This window comes from Sporolactobacillus kofuensis (genome assembly GCF_024125425.1).
GTDB lineage: Bacteria > Bacillota > Bacilli > Bacillales > Sporolactobacillaceae > Sporolactobacillus > Sporolactobacillus kofuensis.
On sequence record NZ_JAMXWN010000017.1, the window covers coordinates 41953 to 59397 of the forward strand.

Sequence of the window (17445 nt, forward strand, 5' to 3'; positions counted from 1 at the left end):
TCTTTAATCAGCTTTTCTGAGCATATGGATGATCAATAAATCGACAGTACATGCGGACAAACGCCGTTCATGGCTGACCATCAGGAAAGGCGTCGAAGTTTTTTTTAGAATGGTTATGCGATTCTGACAAATTACGAACGTCTATTATGTTTTAATGGATCATACAATCATAAGTTACAAAGGTGGCGAGTGAGATGATTCAAAAATATGGCAATGCGGCTGCAGGTACGGCGGATTCATACATGACCAAAGAGCGAACCATCCAACAGAAAACAAAGGGTGAGCGTTCATTTCAAACGTTTCTTTTGGGGATATTTTTCCGCACAGATCTGTTTTTCTTAGCAGCAGGATTTTTACTGGGGCGTGCCGTAATTATCACAAGTTTGACACCGTTTGTGCTCCCCTTTTTTGCAACCGTATTCTGGATGAAGCGTAGAAGAAGGTGGGCAGATTCCATTGCTGTTTTGGCTGGGGGATTAACTCTTTCGGTTGGACAAGCGTTCTATGCATTGCTAGGGCTACTAATCTTTCTTGCTGCAAGGCGAATCGTCATGATTTTTCATCCTGCTCATGAAGATCGCTGGCTTCCTGTGCTTGTGTTTGTTTCCGGATTCACGGTTCGCTTACTGTGTCAGGCTGCATTTACGCTGAATCTTGTTTGGACGGATGTGCTGACCGCAGGTGCCGAAGCTTCCTTATCTGTATTAGTAACCTTAATCTTCTTGCAAAGTGTTCCGCTGATGTCTACGCGCGTGAATCATAAGCTGTTCAGAAATGAAGAAATTATTTGTTTTGTCATTCTGATTTCATCCGTCCTTGCCGGAACGATTGGATGGCATATGTACATGCTCTCTGTAGATCATGTCCTTGCGAGATATGCAGTGTTGCTGTTTGCATACGCAGGGGGTGCTGCGATTGGTTCAACCGTCGGTGTTGTCATCGGGTTAATTCTTGGATTAGCAAGTGTAACGAGTCTTTATCAAATGAGTCTGCTCGCATTCTCGGGTGTGCTTGGCGGTTTACTGAAGGAGTCGGGTAAAGCCGGCGTGGCTGGTGGACTGCTGATTGCAACGCTACTTATCGGTGTGTACGGGAACGGTTATGCTGGACTAAGCAATGAGTTTGCCGATTCGGCTGCCGCTCTCTTACTCTTTTTACTGACGCCAAAACGGTTCATTCGCCAAATGGCCTCGTTTATACCTGGGACCCGTGAATATCAGGCAGAACAGCAGCTTTATGTTCGAAAACTAAGGGATGTGACTGTTGGACGAGTGGAACAATTTTCGGGCCTCTTTCAATCATTAGCCAAAAGCTTTTATCCGCCTGTAGAGGAAGAGGCATCAGATGATGATCTCTTTTTAAGCAAGGTCACTGCGAGGACCTGCCAGAATTGCTTTAAGAAAGAATCGTGCTGGGTGAAAAATTTTGATCAGACGCAGCAGTTGATGCTTGAATTGCGTGAAGAGGCGCGTACGGGGGGAAGCAAAGAGGATCGCGTGCAGCTTTATCGACGTTGGCGTGAACATTGCTCAAAGGCGGACAAGACCGTAGAAGCGATTCGCAAAGAACAGGGCCTGTCGGAATTGCAAGAAAAGATGAGAAGGAATGTCCAAGAAAGCCGTCGTCTTGTTGCGGATCAACTTAAAGGCGTATCCCAGGTAATGGGCGATTTTGCCAACGAAATGAAACGTGAACGTGGCCTGCACGAGTGGCAAGAAGAAATGATTTTATCCAGATTGAACGGTATTGGTCTACGTGTGGAAAGTATCGAAATCTACAATCTTGAAACCGGAGCAATCGATATTGAAGCCATGTTACCGAATGATCAGTATGGGGCTTGTGAAAAAGTGATTGCACCGCTCCTTTCGGATATTTTAGGTGAAAGCATTGTGGTGGAAAAGAAACAGGCATCGGATCTTCCGGGCGGGCCGAGCCGTGTTGTCTTTATTTCGGCAAGGGCCTATGATCTTGAAACGGGTGTTGCCACTGCAGCCCGAGGCGGTGGGTTGGTTTCGGGAGATAATTACTCTCTTTTTGAAATCGGTTCCAAAAAATGTGTACTTGCAATTAGCGACGGGATGGGGCACGGTGAGCGAGCGGCTATGGAGAGTCAAGACACACTGCAATTGTTGAAAAAAGTATTAAAATCAGGTATTCATGAGACATTGGCCATTAAATCGATTAATTCAATTTTATCTCTTCGTTCCACTGAAGAGATTTACGCAACCTTAGACCTCGCACTCATTGATTTACAAAACGCTACCTCTAAATTTCTAAAAATCGGTTCTAATCCGAGCTTTATTAAGCGAGGAGGGCGGGTGTTCATGCTTGATTCAGGTAATTTGCCGATTGGTATCATTCGTGATTTCAATATAGATGTAAAAGCAGAACAGCTTAAATCAGGTGATTTGCTCATCATGATGAGTGATGGAATCTTTGAGGCACCAAAACACATTGAAAATAAAGAGGTTTGGGTAAAAAGAAAAATTAAAGAGATGCAAACAAACGATCCTCAAGAAATTGCGGATTTATTGCTAGAGGAAGTGATCAGAGTAGGAGACGGACGCATAAACGACGATATGACAGTAATCGTAGCAAGAATTAGCCATCATATTCCGGAATGGTCATCATTCTCGTCAGAGGGCAGTGCTAAGCATTTTAGTAAGGCGGAGTAACTTAAGTATTGATGCAAAATACGGACATGACGGTCGTTTAAATAGATAGAAAAATGATCACTAGATTTATTGAAAAACCCTAGTGTACATTAAAAGTTTTCACTACAGGCTAAGTATAGAAACGATTCTTCCTGTCTATCATAATGCTAGATTCAGGGAGGAGTGAAGGAACGATGAAGAAAGGTACATTGAAGCAAATCTTGCTAATTACCGATGGATGCTCAAACCAAGGCGAGGATCCGGTGGCAATGGCAGCACTCGCTAAAGAACAAGGTGTTATTGTCAATGTGATTGGGGTATTGGATCGCTACGACTCTGAAGATAGTCATGGTCTCCAGGAAGTGGAAGGCATTGCTCAGGCAGGCGGTGGCATTAGTCAGATTGTCCAGACGCGGCAGTTGTCGCAAACGGTTCAAATGGTAACGAAACAGGCAATGACACAGACGATTAAAGGAGTCATTAATGAACAGCTCCAGGATATCTTGGGTGAATCAGGTAGTGTTGAAGATTTGCCTCCGGAAAAGCGTGGAAAAGTCATGGAGGTTGTTGATGAAGTTGGAGAAACTGCGGATTTGCAAGTATGTATCCTTGTCGATACAAGTGCGAGCATGAAAAATAAATTACCAACTGTTCGTGAAGCATTAATCGACCTATCGTTGAGCCTGTCCGCACGTATGGGCGGAAACCAATTTTGCTTGTATTTATTTCCCGGGAAAAGAAAATCAGTACAAAAAGTGCTCTCATGGACACCACAATTGGACAGCATCGAACGAACTTTTGAGAAAATCAATTCACACGGTGTAACGCCAACAGGACCGGCAATCAAAGAAGCAATCAAGAGCTTTAAAGTGGTTTCAAGAAAAAGTGCACTCTATGAAGATGATGAGGTTTACGATGACCGGCCTCGATGAACTACGGTTTGCATCGGGAACGCTCATTGAAGGGAAATGGCATAAACAGCACTATAGGTTGATCAAGTGGCTTGGAAGTGGCGCACAAGGGACGGTGTATCTAGGCAGAAGCAGTACACGGACGGTTGCAATTAAATTAGCAAAAGATCGTGAGTCCTTGATCTCAGAGGTGAATGTACTCAAACGATTTGGGGAGCTCCAAGGTCATTCTTTGGGGCCTTCTTTATATGATCATGATGATTGGCTGATTAAAGGGAAAATCATTAGTTTCTGCGCCATGGAATTTTTGGACGGTGTGCCGTTGTCCGAAGCGCTAAAGCGAAAGCCATTTGACTGGGCGGTGGTTTATGTGCTTCAGCTATTAACGCAACTGCAGCAATTGCATCATATCGGCTTTGTTTTTGGTGATCTCAAGCCTGAAAATCTTATCTTGATGGACCCTGGGCACACTGTTCGCTGCCTAGACTTTGGCGGAGCAACAAAACTAGGGCGATCTGTTCGAGAATATACCGAGTTTTATGATCGAGGGTATTGGGGGATCGGCGGGCGCCGGGCAGAACCAAGCTATGATCTGTTTGCATGCGTGATGATCCTTTATTATGCGGCACTAGGCAAGCGTATCGAACGTTCAGGCAACCCCGAACAGCAGCTGATCCAATTGGCAAAAACAGAGCCAATGTTGATCCCTTTTCAAAGAGTTATAGTGAATACTGTGAAAGGGCGGTATACAGAAGCCGCGCAGATGCGGCGAGATCTTTTGCAGGACATGATGACAAACAAAAGAAACGAGCAGCAAAGGCCAGTGCAGAACGTGCAAAGAAAGCGAGCAAAGACGAATAAGGAGAGCTGGAAATCGGCCTGGCTAACCGCTTCGATTCTGTTGACCGCCTATATTCTATTTGTCATTATTTACGTGATGTAAAAATTGCGTTATGGTGAACATACCTATTAAAGGAATGGCGGGAACAAGGAGAATCCACGATGACTTTTGAAGAAACAGTCACAATGTTTATCATGAAGCATCAGATGATCCGCACTGGCGATCGGCTTTTACTTGGTGTCAGTGGTGGAGCAGATTCAATGGCGCTGCTTCAATACTTCTATAAAAAAAGGGCAACTTGGAAATTGGAACTTGCGGTTTGTTCCGTTGATCACATGCTTAGAGGAGCGGAAAGTGCAGAAGATGTAAAATATGTTGCATCATTCTGCAAAAATAAGGATATCCTTTTTATTGGGAAAACCGTGGACGTGCGTGCATATAGTAAAAAGAAAAAAATCAGCGTAGAAACAGCGGCACGGGAATTGCGCTATCGGGCATTTGCAGAAGCATTACATGAGTGCCGAGCAGATCTTCTTGTTCTTGCACATCATGGAGACGATCAAATTGAGACAATGTTAATGCGTCAGGTACGAGGAACTGTTGGTATGGGGAGAGTGGGGATTCCTGTGAAACGCGTATTTAATGACAAACTGATTATCCGGCCGTTTCTCTCCCAGACGAAGAAGGCGATTGAACACTATTGTATTGACAATGGCATCGTTGCCCGGCAAGATGCTACAAATGAATCGGAGGAGCATACAAGGAACCGTTTTCGAATGGCTGTACTGCCCTTTTTGAAGCAAGAAAATCCGTCTGTACATTTGAAATTTCAGTATGAAAGTGAGTGCCTTGCAGAGGATGAAGCATTACTTCAGGAGCTGGCAGAAAAAAAGCTACCAGAGGTTGTTCTTGAGGAGGATAAGGAAAAATATGCGCTTTCAATTCCTAAGTTACTAGGGATTCATCCAGCTTTACAAAGGCGGACAATTCATCTACTATTATGTTATCTGTACACAAATCAACAGATGAAGCCAATGCACCAACCGATACATATTGAGCAATTATTGCAGTTGTTACGCTCCGACCGTTCATCTGGACGCACGGTTTTTCCGAAAGGGCTTTCGGCTAGAAAATCATATACTTATTGTTGGATTGGTTTTATGCCGAAATCTCGTGAAATTTCTGAGCAAGTTGAATTGTGCATCCCAGGCGAAACTCGGTGTGCTGCAGGATGCTTTAAGGCTGAATATATCACAGTTGAAGAATTTAAAAAAGGTGTCCATGATCCGAGTCATTTAATCGTTGATACCAATGCGGTGTCTTTGCCACTTTTTGTTCGTACTTTTCGTCATGGTGATCGCATGAGGCCGAATGGGATGTCAGGAGATCAGAAAATCCAACGAATATTTATTAATGAGAAAGTGGACCGTGATCAACGGGCGTTATGGCCTTTAGTTACTGACGGAGAGGGGCGTGTGCTGTGGCTGCCATTATTGAGGCGGGGATCGGCTTTGCCAGTTGACCTCACAGCAGATAAGACAAATTATTTAAAGCTTAAATTTATACCGTTTGCCGGTTTTGGGAGGACACAGGCGTGAAGGAAGATGTCAAGGAAATATTAATTACAGAGGAAGATATTCAGGAAAAGGTATGTGAGTTTGGGGAAAAGCTGTCTGCTCAATATGAGGGTACTTTTCCACTGGTCATTGGCGTTCTGAAAGGGGCGCTACCTTTTATGGCTGATCTGATCAAAAAGATCACCGTTCCGATTGAAATAGACTTTATGGATGTTTCAAGCTACGGAAATTCTACAGTCTCCTCTGGTGAGGTGAAAATACTCAAAGATCTGGATACTTCAGTAGAAAATCGGGAAATTCTGATTATTGAGGATATTATTGACAGCGGTCTGACTCTCAGTTATTTGGTCGAATTATTTAAGACTAGGAAAGCGAAATCGATTAAAATAGTGACGCTGCTTGATAAACCGTCAGGCAGAAAGTCGAAGATCACGCCTGATATGTCTGGGTTTACCGTTCCCGATGCATTTCTCGTCGGCTATGGACTTGATTATGCGGAAAAATATCGCAACCTTCCTTACATTGGTATCTTGAAACCTGAAATTTATATGTCTTAAGTTTTTCACTGTCGGAAGGGCAAATGCTCGATCGAGTATCACCAGAAATGTAATTGTTTGAGGATTTTTAATCGTATGTGGTACTATAAAATATAACTTGTTTTAGAGCGGGAGGAGGTAAGGCATGAATCGACTTTTTAAGAACATTATCATATATTTATTTATTGCGCTTGTCATTATCGGGATCGTCAGCTGGCTAACAGAAACGAACCGAACAGTTAAACCAATGACATATAGTGCGTTTGAAACTAACTTAAGTAATGGCAATGTGGATCAATTAACCTTACAACCGGAAGGCAGTGTCTACGCAGCAACGGGGCATTTAAAGACTGCGGATAAGAATACGACTTTTAAAGTATATCTGCCTGCAAGTGAAAAAGCGGTTAATCAGGTAACGGATTTAGCAAAGCAATACAATCTTGATGTCAAGCCTGCCGAACGTACCAGTGGATGGATTACTTTTGTTACATCACTAATTCCATTTGCGATCATCTTCTTTCTGATCTTTTTCCTTCTGAATCAGGCTCAAGGTGGCGGCGGCCGTGTCATGAACTTCGGCAAAAGCAAGGCGAAGCTCTATTCAGAGGACAAGAAGAAAGTGACCTTTAAAGATGTCGCCGGGGCCGATGAAGAAAAGCAAGAACTTGTGGAAATTGTTGAATTTCTTAAAGATCCTCGGAAATTCGTTGCACTTGGTGCCAGAATCCCAAAAGGTGTCTTACTTGAAGGACCTCCAGGTACCGGTAAAACTTTGCTGGCCCGTGCCGTTGCCGGTGAAGCGGGTGTACCATTCTTCTCTATAAGCGGTTCGGATTTCGTTGAAATGTTCGTGGGCGTTGGTGCATCACGTGTCCGGGACTTGTTTGATCAAGCAAAGAAAAATTCACCATGTATCATCTTTATTGATGAAATTGATGCCGTGGGTCGTCAACGTGGTGCCGGGCTCGGCGGTGGTCATGACGAACGTGAACAGACGTTGAACCAATTGCTGGTTGAGATGGATGGTTTCGGTGCCAATGAAGGAATTATTATTGTTGCAGCGACCAACCGTCCGGACATCCTTGATCCGGCACTTCTCCGTCCAGGACGTTTTGACCGTCAGATTCCGGTTGGTCGTCCGGATCTTAAAGGACGTGAAGCAGTACTGCGTGTTCATTCGCGGAATAAGCCACTGGCAAAGGAAATTGATTTGAAAACTGTTGCCAAACTGACTCCTGGATTCTCAGGCGCCGATTTGGAAAACTTGCTGAACGAAGCAGCTTTGGTTGCAGCGCGAGCAAATAAAAAAGTAATTAACATGGAAGACATCGATGAAGCAGTGGAACGCGTTATTGCCGGTGTCGCTAAGAAATCACGTGTTATTTCTCAGAAAGAACAAAATATCGTTGCCTACCATGAATCCGGGCATACGATTATCGGGCTCGCTCTAGAAGGTGCCGATGAAGTTCATAAAGTAACAGTTATTCCACGTGGGCAAGCAGGTGGCTATACGGTTTCATTGCCTAAAGAAGATCGCTATTTTATGACCAAACCAGAACTTCTTGAAAAAATCTGTGGGTTGCTCGGGGGCCGTGTTGCCGAAGAGATTACCTTCGGTGAAATTTCAACCGGTGCAAGCAATGACTTGCAGCGTGTGACAAATTTGGCACGTCGTATGGTTACTGAATTTGGAATGAGCGACAAGCTTGGCCCAATGCAATTTGGCAATAACGATAGCGGTCAAGTATTCCTTGGGCGCGACCTTCAGAATGACCAAAATTACAGCGATGCTATTGCGTTTGAAATTGATCAAGAAGTACAGCGCATTGTGAAAGAAGAGTATGATCGATGCAAGAAACTGCTTCTTGAACATCGTGATAAATTAGAATTGATTGCCAAGACCTTGCTCAAGGTTGAGACTCTGGAAGAAGAGCAGATTAAATCGCTTTATGAAACCGGCAAGTATATCGAACCAAGCAAGAACAGATATGGCATGCAGGATGATGATAAAGAAGAAGCACCGGCAATCGAAAAGGAACCGGTAACCGATCCTGAAACGGATGTTAAAGTGAATATCCATTCCAAAGGTGAGGACTCCATTGTTGAGAGACCTGAGGAGAAACAACAACCGTCGGATGCAAAACATAAAGACGACGACCGTAATCTTTAATCTTATGTTGACTTGCTACTTACAAAGGAAAAGGGAGGTCTCTCCAATTTGGGAGTGCCTCTTCTTTTTTTATAAGATAAGAAAGATAAGGATTCTGCCTCAAAATGCAGCAAAGATGTGAGATACGTGCGGCAAGCAATCGATGCACAGGTGATACAAAATAAACATTGGATGGTTTTTGCCCATTCTTCTCACAGATGTGTCGTTGAGATCGGACGATTAAAGGCAACGGCTAGGTGAACAGGGGGATAAAAAATGATCTTTGTGTGTGATGTTGGAAATACACATATTGTTCTGGGTACTTATGATGAAGGGAAACTGACGAATCATTGGCGCATTTCAACCGATCGTGAGAAGACAGAAGACGAATTTGCGATGCTGGTGAATGATCTTTTTCGGTACAGCGGACTTTCTTTCGAGGACTTCAGCGGTGTTGTCATTTCTTCTGTTGTACCGTCAATAATGTTTGCACTTGAACGTCTGTGTGCGAAATATTTTCACTTAAAACCGTTGATTGTTGGCCCTGGGGTCGAAACTGGATTGAACTTGAAGTATGATCATCCGAAAGAACTAGGCGCCGATCTTATTGTGAACGCAGTTGCAGCGGTCGACGCTTATCAGGCACCAATTATTGTCATTGATTTTGGAACGGCGACTACCTATTCGTATATTGATGAACAAAAGGGTTATATCGGGGGAGCAATTGCCCCAGGGATTGATATTGCGACTGAGGCGCTTTATGAGAAGGCATCAAAGTTGCCGAGAATTGAAATTGTAAAGCCGCCGCATATTGTCGGACGCAATACGGTCCATGCTATGCAGTCTGGAGTTCTTTTTGGCTATGTTGGTCAGGTGGAAGGCATTGTTTCACGAATGAAAAAACAAGCGGCTTCCGATCCGGTCGTCGTTGCAACAGGCGGACTCTGTTCGCTCATCTCAGGAGAGACGGATGTTATTGATCATGTTGATCCTTTATTAACGCTTAAAGGACTTTTTCTTATCTATCAGCGCAATGCGTAAGCGGAAAGGAATGAACAACCATTGGGTGACTATTTTATCAAAGCATTAGCATGTGGCGACAGTCTTAGGGTGATTACCACTGTGACGACAGAAACGGTACGTGAAGCACAAACGCGACACCGCACATGGCCAACAGCAACTGCTGCACTTGGCCGTACGCTAACAGCGACCATGATGATGGCTGCCCAGCAAAAAGGTGATGAAAAGATCACTGTTACGATTCAAGGCGGCGGACCGATCGGAGCGATTGTTGCCGATGCGAACACGAGCGGACAAGTCCGCGGTTATGTCACAAATCCTGAAGTGCATTTTGACTTAAATGCACAAGGTAAGCTGGATGTTGCACGAGCGGTCGGCAACGCAGGCTTTCTAAGTGTGGTCAAAGATCTCGGTTTACGTGAAAATTTTACTGGGCGTGTGCCGATCATTTCCGGTGAACTTGGGGATGACTTTACTTATTATTTTGCTAGGAGTGAACAGGTGCCATCGGCAGTCGGTGTAGGCGTGCTCGTTAATCCCGATGAATCCGTGAAGGCAGCAGGAGGCTTCATTATACAGGTCCTTCCAGGTGCAGACGATGCGGTGATTGAAAAATTGGAAAACCGACTTAAGGAGATACCGCCCATTTCTAAATTAATTGATGCCGGGCACTCTCCGGAACAGCTTCTGGATGATCTGTTCGCCGATCATGATTACAGAGTGCTCCAGAAGCACTCGGCTGAATTTTATTGTGATTGCTCTAAGGAAAAATTTGGTGACTCCATTGCCGGACTGGGTACAAAAGAAATTCAGGCCATGATTGATGAAGATGGTGGAGCGGAAGTTACCTGCCAATTTTGTGAAACCCACTATCAATTCACTGCAGACGAATTAAAAGCACTGATGCACTAAATGCATCAGTAACAATAAGGTGTCTCGAAAGTCTGATGACTTTGAGGCACCTTTTTAAAATGGTGAAAAAAAAGCGCTAAAAATGCAGCAGAGATGCGAGACGCCTGCGGAGCGTTCCTGCTGATCGCGAGCCAAGTGAGACCCCGCAGGCTTTTGCCTGTTCGAGTGATCGCCTGCAGCAAGCGAGCAATCGAAGCACATGGATACAAGGATAAGGACTGGACGGGATTAGTGCCCAGTTTTTCTCAAGAGCTAGAAACGATACGATGGTTTAGTAAAAACAGCAGAGATGCAAGACGCCAGCGGGATCAGCGTGCTGGTGAGACCCCGCAGACTTTTGCCTGTTCGAGTGATCGCCTGCAGCAAGCGAGCAATCGAAGCACATGGATACAAGGATAAGGACTGGACGGATTAGTGCCCAGTTTTTCTCAAGAGCTAGAAACGATACGATGGTTTAGTAAAAACAGCGGAGATGCGAGACGCCAGCGGGATCAGCGAGCCAAAGTAGACTTGCAAATAATGTGAATAAACGCTGCTCAATTTCAATAGGAATTAAAAATTGACGGCATAATTGTTGACTGATAGTATAGTATATAAATCATACAAGAATACTGAGGATTTAAAGGGGGATTATTCATGACGGTTGCAAATTCAATTACAGAATTGATTGGGAAGACACCGATTGTTCGCTTAAATCATTTAACGGGTGAAAATGATGCGGAGCTCTATGCGAAACTTGAATACTTTAATCCGGGGAGCAGTGTGAAAGACCGGATCGCTTTGGCGATGATTGAAACGGCTGAAAAAGAGGGTAAGTTGAAACCTAACGATACGATTATTGAACCGACCAGTGGCAATACAGGAATCGGTCTTGCGCTTGTCGCTGCAGTAAAAGGTTACAAGGCTATTTTGGTTATGCCGGAAACAATGAGTATCGAAAGACGCAAGTTATTCAAAGCATACGGTGCAGAAGTGATTCTCACACCGGGTGCACAGGCAATCAAAGGTTCAATTGCGAAGGCTCAGGAATTGGCTAATGAGAAAGGTTACTTCTTGCCGCAACAGTTTAAGAACCCTGCCAACCCTCACGTTCACTATTTGACTACGGGACGAGAGATTGCAGAAGCTTTTGATTCTCTCGATGCTTTTGTTGCAGGTGTGGGCACCGGTGGTACGCTTAGCGGAAGCGGGAAAGCGCTGAAGGAAAAATTTGCGGACATTCGTATCTATGCGGTTGAGCCTAAGGATTCACCAGTTCTCAACGGTGGGAAAGGCGGCCCGCATAAAATTCAAGGCATCGGTACAGGTTTTATTCCGGATACATTAGATACTGAGATTTATGATGAAGTCATTGATGTCGCAAATGAACAGGCCTTTGACTATGCACGCCTTGCTGGTAAAAAGGAAGGTGTACTCGCAGGTATCTCCGGAGGTGCGGCGATCTACGGCGGCGTTCAGGTTGCCAAAAAACTTGGCAAGGGTAAAAAAGTCGTTGTGGTTATACCGGATAATGGCGAAAGATATTTAAGCACGCCGCTTTACCAAGCTGAGGACTAATACAGTTAAAGAAATACATTGTGGAATCAGGTCCGGGCTTCCGGGCCTTTTTCTTTTGAATAACAAGCTGGAAAGATCTCCTGTTCACTATTTATATGCTTTTTTAAGCTGCTGTTTTTTCCGGCTCTTATGAGAAAGAATATTTATTATCTGTGTTATACTGATTTTATTAGATTGTGATTGATTTACAGGAGGATAGAGAAGATCTGTGAGAACATTTCAAAGTTCACCCTATCATTTGCTTAAGGCAGGAGAAACAACATTTGACTATCGCAAAAAAACACTGATCATGGGCATTTTAAACGTAACCCCGGATTCTTTTTCAGACGGCGGACGTTTTAACCAGTTAGATCGCGCAGTAGAACATGCACTTCAAATGGAACGCGACGGTGCGGATATTATTGACCTCGGCGGGGAATCCACACGCCCGGGGCATACGCCCGTAGGTATGGACGAAGAAATTGCTCGTGTCGTTCCTATGATTCAAGCGATTAGACAACATACCAAGATTCCGATTTCGATAGACACTTATAAGGCTGAGACAGCTAGAAGAGCACTTGAAGCAGGGGCAGATATCATTAATGATATCTGGGGTGCAAAGGCCGATAAGAATATGGCAAAAGTGGCCGCCGAATCTCAGGTGCCCATTATTCTTATGCATAATCGCGAAAATAACCAGTACCAGAATATTATTGAAGATATGAAAAGCGATCTTCAGGAAAGTATCGACCTTGCACTGAACGCAGGTGTCACGCCTGATAACATTATCCTAGATCCGGGTATTGGTTTTGCAAAAGATTACCAACAAAATCTATTTGTAATGAATCATCTTGAAGCGTTTCATGAACTAGGCTATCCGATCTTACTGGGCACATCTCGTAAAGGGTTTATTGGGAAAACATTAAATGTGACGGTGGATAGACGGGTGGAAGGTACCGGAGCGACCGTTTGCCTTGGCATTACAAAGGGCTGCCAGATTATGCGTGTGCATGATGTGCTTGAGATTACACGAATGGCAAAAATGATGGACACCATGTTGCAGGAGGATCATCTTGACTGACACGATTCGTTTAAACCGTATGCAATTTTATGGTTACCACGGCGCGCTTCCCGAAGAGCAGCGGATTGGCCAACGCTTTGATGTCGACCTTGCCTTAATTTGCGACCTTTATCAAGCAGGTATAACAGATCAGCTCGATCAAACAGTGAATTATGCGGATGTTTATACACAGGTCAAAGAAATTGTTGAAGGACCTGCCTGGGCACTCATTGAAACTGTAGCGGAGAAGATTGCTGAGAAGATACTGAGTCAATTTGATGCGGTTCAAGGCTGCCGCGTCAAAGTAATTAAGCCTAACCCACCGATCGCCGGTCATTATGAATCGGTTTCCGTGGAAATTGAACGACAGCGTACGATTGCCTATCTGGGGCTTGGATCGAATATAGACGACCGCGAAGGGTTTCTAGAACGCGCACTCGATGCACTGCAAGCGGATCCAAAAATACATGTTGAACGCTGTTCTTCTATATACGAAACGGATCCTTATGGACCTGTTGATCAGAATGACTTTTTAAATATGATTGTTCAGATTCAAACGTTACTTCCCCCAATGGCGCTGCTGCGTACGCTTCACGACATAGAGGCGGACCTGGACAGAACGCGAGAGGTACATTGGGGACCAAGAACGATTGATCTTGATCTTTTGACTTTTGACCAGATGATCACGCGAACAGAGAAATTGTCTTTACCGCATCCTGAAATCGCGCGTCGCGCATTTGTCCTCAAACCTTTTGCAGAGATTGCGCCTCATTTGGTTGTTCCTGGGATCAACCGTTCAGTTATGGATATGTGGCAGAATCTCAGTGGAGAAGAGGGAGTGCGCTTATGGAGGAAGAACAATGGGGAAGGAAAATTCGGGCTTTTCGCAAATTGAAAGGCTACACACAAGCCACATTAGCTAAAGAATTAGGCATTTCTCTAACTCTTTTAGGCGAAATTGAAAGAGAAAGTCGTAAACCTGAAAAGACCCTTGTTTTGAAAATCTGTGATACATTAGGCATATCTCTTCGGGAGATGCAAGAATTATAACATCAGGGAGGATCATTTGTTGCTGAAAATCGGACCGATCGAAATGAAAAACCGAGTTGTGCTCGCCCCTATGGCCGGCGTATGCAATTCGGCATTTCGACTGATTGCCAAACGCTTCGGTGCGGGGTTGGTCTGTGCTGAAATGGTAGCCGACCGCGGCATTATTAACCATAACCAAAAAACATTGGATATGCTGTACATTGATGATCGAGAAAAGCCGCTTAGCCTGCAAATTTTTGGTGGTTCAAGAGAAACATTAGTGCAGGCTGCAAAATATGTGGATAAAAATACAAATGCAGATATCATTGACATAAATATGGGGTGTCCGGTACCGAAAATCACGAAATGCGATGCCGGATCTAAATGGTTGCTCGATCCCGACAAGATCTATGAAATGGTGGCTGCGGTTGTTGATGCGGTGGATAAACCGGTCACTGTGAAAATGCGCAAAGGCTGGGATGATGACCATATTTATGCTGTACGCAATGCCCAAGCTGTCGAACGTGCGGGTGGAAGTGCAGTCGCTGTCCATGGGCGAACACGTGTTGATCTGTATGAAGGAGATGCAGATTGGGATATTATCCGCCAGGTGAAAGAATCGGTAGGTATTCCGGTGATCGGCAATGGAGATGTTCGTACACCAATGGATGCAAAAAGGATGCTGGATGAAACCGGCGTAGATGGTGTAATGATTGGCCGGGGTGCACTTGGAAATCCATGGATGCTCTATAGAACAGTTAAATATTTGGATTCGGGTATTTTATGTCCTGAACCGACCGCTAAAGAAAAAGTGGATGTTTGCCTCATTCATTTTGACCAATTAGCAAAATTGAAAGGTGAACATATTGCATCACTTGAAATGCGCAGACATGCTGCTTGGTATCTAAAAGGGTTACGTGGCGGCGATGATGTGCGGAAGAAAATTAATCACTGTGAAACCGGAGATGAGCTCCGCCAAATATTAATTGATTTTCGAAATGAATTGGCGCATGATTTGGTGCCGAACGTCTAAGGTTGACAGTGTTTTTTTAATTCTCTATAATTCGGTTAGATATCAAACTGCCGGTGGTATTGCTGGCAGTTTTCTTTATACTGACAAGGATGTATGCTAATTTAATGTCTATTATGTATTTACATACATTCGAAATTGAGTGAAGCTCGAACCCGCAACGCATACATACGATGCTGCGAGAGATGACTGGAGGTAAAAGATATATGAGTCAGGAAGTGGATCTGACTGATCAGCTTCAAGCCAGACGCGAGAAGTTGAAGGTTTTGGTTGAACAAGGTGTTGATCCTTTTGGTGGACACTATGATCGGACACATGATACAGAAAAAATTCGTGCATTGTATGCAGATACAACCACAGAAGAACTTGAGGAAAAGGCAGTTCCCGTTGTCATGGCCGGACGATTAATGGCGAAAAGGCGGAAAGGAAAAGCCGGGTTTGCCGATATTCAAGATTTTGGCGGCCGTATTCAGCTGTATATTCGCAAGGATGCTGTTGGCGAAGAACAATACGAGATTTTTAAACATATCGATATTGGCGATTTTGTCGGTGTTGAAGGTACTGTCTTTAAGACGCACGTTGGTGAATTGTCAATTAAAGTAAGTACGTTCAGCATTTTATCAAAGGCAATGCGCCCACTACCCGACAAGTTCCATGGATTAAAAGATGTAGAACAGCGCTATCGTCAACGTTATCTAGACCTCATTGTGAATCCTGAAGTGCGCAACACATTTGTATTAAGAAGTAAAATTGTCAAAGCGATTCGGGATCAATTAGATGGTCAGGGTTATCTTGAGGTTGAAACGCCGACCATGCATTCTATTCCAGGCGGTGCGGCTGCGCGACCATTTATTACGCACCACAATGCACTCGACATGGATCTCTATATGCGAATTGCGATCGAACTGCATCTAAAGCGTTTGATTATCGGCGGATTTGAGAAAGTTTACGAAATCGGACGCGTTTATCGTAATGAAGGTGTGTCAACAAAGCATAATCCGGAATTTACGATGATGGAACTCTATACAGCTTATCAAGATTTGCGTGACGTTATGGAATTGACTGAGAACTTGATCTCAGCAGTTGCTGAGAAAGTACTGGGTACCACAGAGATTACTTACGGTGATGCTAAGGTTGAATTGAAACCGCGTTGGCGCCGTGTACACATGGTTGATGCAATTAAGGATGTGACCGGTGTCGATCTTTGGCCACAAATGTCCGACGAAGAGGCAAGAAAACTTGCGCAAGATAACGGTGTTGCTGTTAAAGATGATATGACCTATGGACATGTTGTTAACGAATTTTTTGAACAGAAGGTTGAAGAGACATTAATTCAGCCGACATTTATCTATGGTCATCCGGTTGTTATTTCGCCACTTGCGAAAAAAGACCCGAAAGATTCACGATTTAGCGATCGTTTTGAACTGTTTATCGTTGGTAGAGAACATGCCAATGCATTCAGTGAATTAAATGACCCTATTGATCAGCGCGACCGTTTTGAAGACCAGATGCGTGAACGCGAGGCCGGCAATGACGAAGCTCAAATTATTGATGAAGATTTTCTGGAAGCAATGGAGTACGGCATGCCGCCTACCGGTGGACTCGGTATTGGTATTGATCGCCTGATCATGCTCCTCACGGATTCTGCATCCATTCGTGATGTCCTATTGTTCCCACAGATGAGAAAAAAAGATTAAGGTGTATTGATGGAAGCCTGTTCGCTCAAATTAATTGAGCGAATGGGCTTTTTTTAAGATTAGAACGTATATGATTTTGTGGATAGAGTGTGGTGAAGATATGAGACTTCTACGGGAGTTCGAGCCAAGACCCGCGGTTGGGTGTTGACTGAGGTGGCTCACGGATCCGCCCGCGGCAAGCGAGCATAATTCGTGCAAGATTAGATCTGGACGGTTTTATGTTTAGTTTTTCTTTAATGTTGAAAAGTTAAAATAGAGATTTAGTCCAAGACATAGTAAAATCTTTTATTGACAAATAGGGTGAATGCTGATAATATTTTTGTATTGCCGAATGAGAAGTTCTTAGTTGTTGAATTTTAATATCGGCTTGTGTATAATAAATAAGGTCGCTTTTATAAAGCAGACATTCTATTGAGAAAAAAGATTGTTAATTTGTTGTTGACATGACGAAGTATTCTTGATAGAATAGTCAAGTCGCTTCAAGAGCGATTGA

At 44.0% G+C, this 17445-nt stretch carries 15 protein-coding genes; all 15 read left to right on the forward strand.

What is annotated here, in order from left to right; genetic code table 11:
• Nucleotides 1–194: 194 nt before the first annotated feature.
• A complete protein-coding gene (spoIIE, locus tag NIE32_RS12540; protein WP_253077239.1) occupies nucleotides 195–2675 on the forward strand; it encodes a stage II sporulation protein E in 2481 nt (826 codons plus the stop codon).
• A gap of 173 nt (nucleotides 2676–2848) precedes the next feature.
• Nucleotides 2849–3586 (forward strand): vWA domain-containing protein, encoded by a 738-nt coding sequence (locus NIE32_RS12545; RefSeq protein WP_253077240.1) that lies wholly within the window; start codon nucleotides 2849–2851, stop codon nucleotides 3584–3586.
• On the forward strand, nucleotides 3570–4508 hold the full coding sequence (gene prkT, locus NIE32_RS12550) for a serine/threonine protein kinase PrkT (protein ID WP_253077241.1): 939 nt from the start codon (nucleotides 3570–3572) through the stop codon (nucleotides 4506–4508). Before NIE32_RS12545 ends, prkT begins: the two co-directional genes overlap by 17 nt.
• A gap of 59 nt (nucleotides 4509–4567) precedes the next feature.
• Nucleotides 4568–6004, forward strand: coding sequence for a tRNA lysidine(34) synthetase TilS (tilS, locus tag NIE32_RS12555; RefSeq protein WP_253077242.1), 1437 nt, complete (start codon nucleotides 4568–4570; stop codon nucleotides 6002–6004).
• Entirely contained in the window at nucleotides 6001–6540 is a 540-nt protein-coding gene (gene hpt, locus NIE32_RS12560; RefSeq protein WP_253077243.1) for a hypoxanthine phosphoribosyltransferase, read from the forward strand. Before tilS ends, hpt begins: the two co-directional genes overlap by 4 nt.
• Nucleotides 6541–6664: 124 nt before the next feature.
• Complete coding sequence (gene ftsH, locus NIE32_RS12565) at nucleotides 6665–8689, forward strand: ATP-dependent zinc metalloprotease FtsH (RefSeq protein WP_253077244.1); 2025 nt, start codon at nucleotides 6665–6667, stop codon at nucleotides 8687–8689.
• Nucleotides 8690–8944: 255 nt separating this feature from the next.
• The gene (locus NIE32_RS12570; protein WP_253077245.1) at nucleotides 8945–9709 is read left to right on the forward strand and encodes a type III pantothenate kinase; all 765 of its coding nucleotides are present in this window, start codon (nucleotides 8945–8947) and stop codon (nucleotides 9707–9709) included.
• 21 nt (nucleotides 9710–9730) lie between these two features.
• On the forward strand, nucleotides 9731–10600 hold the full coding sequence (gene hslO / locus NIE32_RS12575) for an Hsp33 family molecular chaperone HslO (protein WP_290443615.1): 870 nt from the start codon (nucleotides 9731–9733) through the stop codon (nucleotides 10598–10600).
• Nucleotides 10601–10693: 93 nt separating this feature from the next.
• On the forward strand, nucleotides 10694–10999 hold the full coding sequence (locus tag NIE32_RS12580; RefSeq protein ID WP_253077246.1) for a hypothetical protein: 306 nt from the start codon (nucleotides 10694–10696) through the stop codon (nucleotides 10997–10999).
• A gap of 237 nt (nucleotides 11000–11236) precedes the next feature.
• Nucleotides 11237–12157 (forward strand): cysteine synthase A, encoded by a 921-nt coding sequence (gene cysK / locus NIE32_RS12585; RefSeq protein WP_253077247.1) that lies wholly within the window; start codon nucleotides 11237–11239, stop codon nucleotides 12155–12157.
• 208 nt (nucleotides 12158–12365) lie between these two features.
• The gene (gene folP / locus NIE32_RS12590) at nucleotides 12366–13217 is read left to right on the forward strand and encodes a dihydropteroate synthase (RefSeq protein WP_253077248.1); all 852 of its coding nucleotides are present in this window, start codon (nucleotides 12366–12368) and stop codon (nucleotides 13215–13217) included.
• The gene (gene folK, locus NIE32_RS12595) at nucleotides 13210–14091 is read left to right on the forward strand and encodes a 2-amino-4-hydroxy-6-hydroxymethyldihydropteridine diphosphokinase (RefSeq protein ID WP_253077249.1); all 882 of its coding nucleotides are present in this window, start codon (nucleotides 13210–13212) and stop codon (nucleotides 14089–14091) included. The genes folP and folK overlap by 8 nt, the downstream gene beginning before the upstream one ends.
• Nucleotides 14043–14246, forward strand: a complete 204-nt coding sequence (locus NIE32_RS12600) for a helix-turn-helix transcriptional regulator (RefSeq protein ID WP_253077250.1) — start codon at nucleotides 14043–14045, stop codon at nucleotides 14244–14246. The genes folK and NIE32_RS12600 overlap by 49 nt, the downstream gene beginning before the upstream one ends.
• A 19-nt stretch (nucleotides 14247–14265) precedes the next feature.
• On the forward strand, nucleotides 14266–15258 hold the full coding sequence (gene dusB, locus NIE32_RS12605; RefSeq protein ID WP_253077251.1) for a tRNA dihydrouridine synthase DusB: 993 nt from the start codon (nucleotides 14266–14268) through the stop codon (nucleotides 15256–15258).
• A 203-nt stretch (nucleotides 15259–15461) separates the two neighbouring features.
• On the forward strand, nucleotides 15462–16952 hold the full coding sequence (lysS, locus tag NIE32_RS12610) for a lysine--tRNA ligase (protein WP_253077252.1): 1491 nt from the start codon (nucleotides 15462–15464) through the stop codon (nucleotides 16950–16952).
• Nucleotides 16953–17445 lie beyond the last annotated feature (493 nt).